Here is a 1,750-nt window from a genome sequence, read left to right as displayed (position 1 = left end):
CACCGGTCTCTGAGGAATAAGAAAATGGCATTGAAAACATTCAATCCGACGACCCCGAGCCAGCGTCAGCTGGTCATCGTCGATCGCTCCTCGCTCTACAAGGGCAAGCCGGTCAAGACGCTGACGGAAGGTCTGACTTCGAAGGGCGGCCGCAACAACACCGGCCGCATCACCGTGCGGTTCCAGGGTGGCGGTCACAAGCGCAGCTATCGTCTGGTCGACTTCAAGCGTCGCAAGTTTGACGTTGAGGGCACTGTCGAGCGCATCGAATACGACCCGAACCGTACCGCTTACATCGCTCTGGTGAAGTACACGGACGGCGAACTGGCCTACATCATCGCTCCGCAGCGTCTCGCTTCCGGCGACAAGGTCATTGCTTCGGAAAAGGCTGTTGACGTGAAGCCCGGCAACACCATGCCGCTGCAGTTCATCCCGGTCGGCTCCATCATCCACAACGTGGAAATGAAGCCGGGCAAGGGCGGTCAGATCGCTCGCTCCGCCGGTTCCTACGCACAGCTCGTTGGTCGTGACCAGGGTATGGCGATCCTTCGCCTGAACTCCGGCGAACAGCGCCTCGTGCACGGCACCTGCCTCGCAACGATCGGTGCGGTTTCGAACCCGGATCATGCCAACATCAACGACGGTAAGGCCGGTCGTTCGCGTTGGCGTGGCAAGAAGCCGCATAACCGCGGCGTTGTCATGAACCCGGTCGACCATCCGCACGGCGGTGGTGAAGGCCGCACCTCCGGTGGTCGCCATCCGGTGACCCCATGGGGTAAGCCAACCAAGGGCAAGCGTACGCGGTCGAACAAGTCGACCGACAAGATGATCATGCGCTCGCGCCATCAGCGCAAGAAGTAAGAGAGGAAGTCTCAAGTGGCTCGTTCAGTATGGAAAGGTCCGTTTGTTGACGGCTATCTTCTCAAGAAGGCTGAGAAGGTGCGTGAAGGCGGACGTAACGAAGTGATCAAGATGTGGAGCCGTCGCTCCACCATCATGCCGCAGTTCGTTGGTCTCACCTTTGGTGTTTACAACGGCAGCAAGCATATTCCGGTCAGCGTCAATGAAGACATGGTCGGGCACAAGTTCGGCGAGTTCGCCCCGACCCGTACCTATTATGGTCACGGTGCGGACAAGAAGGCGAAGAGGAAGTAACAATGGGCAAGGCAAAAACCGAACGCCGGCTGAAGGATAATGAGGCGCAGGCAGTTGCGCGCACTCTCCGTGTCAGCCCGCAGAAGCTCAACCTGGTCGCGGCTTCGATCCGCGGCAAGAAGGTTGAACGCGCGCTCGCAGAGCTGGAGTTCTCTCGCAAGCGCATCGCTGGCGCCGTGAAGAAGACGCTCGAATCTGCGATCGCCAATGCAGAGAACAACCACGATCTCGACGTTGACTCGCTGGTCGTAGCGGAAGCTTACGTCGGCAAGTCGATCGTCATGAAGCGTTTCCACGCTCGTGGCCGTGGTCGTGCGTCGCGCATCGAGCGTCCGTTCGCGCACCTGACGATCGTTGTTCGTGAAGTTGAAGCTCAAGAGGAGGCCGCATAATGGGTCAGAAAATCAATCCAATCGGTTTTCGTCTTGGCATCAACCGCACTTGGGATAGCCGCTGGTTTGCGGACAATGCCGAGTACGGTCAGCTTCTTCACGAAGACCTGAAGATGCGCAAGTTCGTCATGAACGAACTGAAGCAGGCTGGTATCTCCAAGGTGGTTATCGAGCGTCCGCACAAGAAGTGCCGCGTCACGATC

Annotated in this window: 3 protein-coding genes and 1 pseudogene; all 4 read left to right on the top strand. The window is 58.4% G+C overall.

Annotated elements, in window-relative coordinates:
- Positions 1 to 24 precede the first annotated feature (24 nt).
- Complete coding sequence (gene rplB / locus ACIQJ2_RS37995) at positions 25 to 861, top strand: 50S ribosomal protein L2 (protein ID WP_092844929.1); 837 nt, start codon at positions 25 to 27, stop codon at positions 859 to 861.
- Positions 862 to 876: 15 nt separating this feature from the next.
- Positions 877 to 1,155, top strand: a complete 279-nt coding sequence (gene rpsS / locus ACIQJ2_RS37990; protein WP_037199970.1) for a 30S ribosomal protein S19 — start codon at positions 877 to 879, stop codon at positions 1,153 to 1,155.
- 2 nt (positions 1,156 to 1,157) lie between these two features.
- Complete coding sequence (rplV, locus tag ACIQJ2_RS37985; protein WP_199148029.1) at positions 1,158 to 1,547, top strand: 50S ribosomal protein L22; 390 nt, start codon at positions 1,158 to 1,160, stop codon at positions 1,545 to 1,547.
- Positions 1,547 to 1,750 (top strand): annotated as a pseudogene (locus ACIQJ2_RS37980) (30S ribosomal protein S3); the annotation flags it as partial. The gene rplV and the pseudogene ACIQJ2_RS37980, both read left to right, overlap by 1 nt.

Origin of the sequence: Rhizobium sp. NPDC092011 (assembly GCF_044756305.1) — a bacterium.
Lineage (GTDB): Bacteria > Pseudomonadota > Alphaproteobacteria > Rhizobiales > Rhizobiaceae > Rhizobium.
Note: the sequence above shows the minus strand (reverse complement) of the source record. Positions and strands in the feature narration are given on the sequence as shown.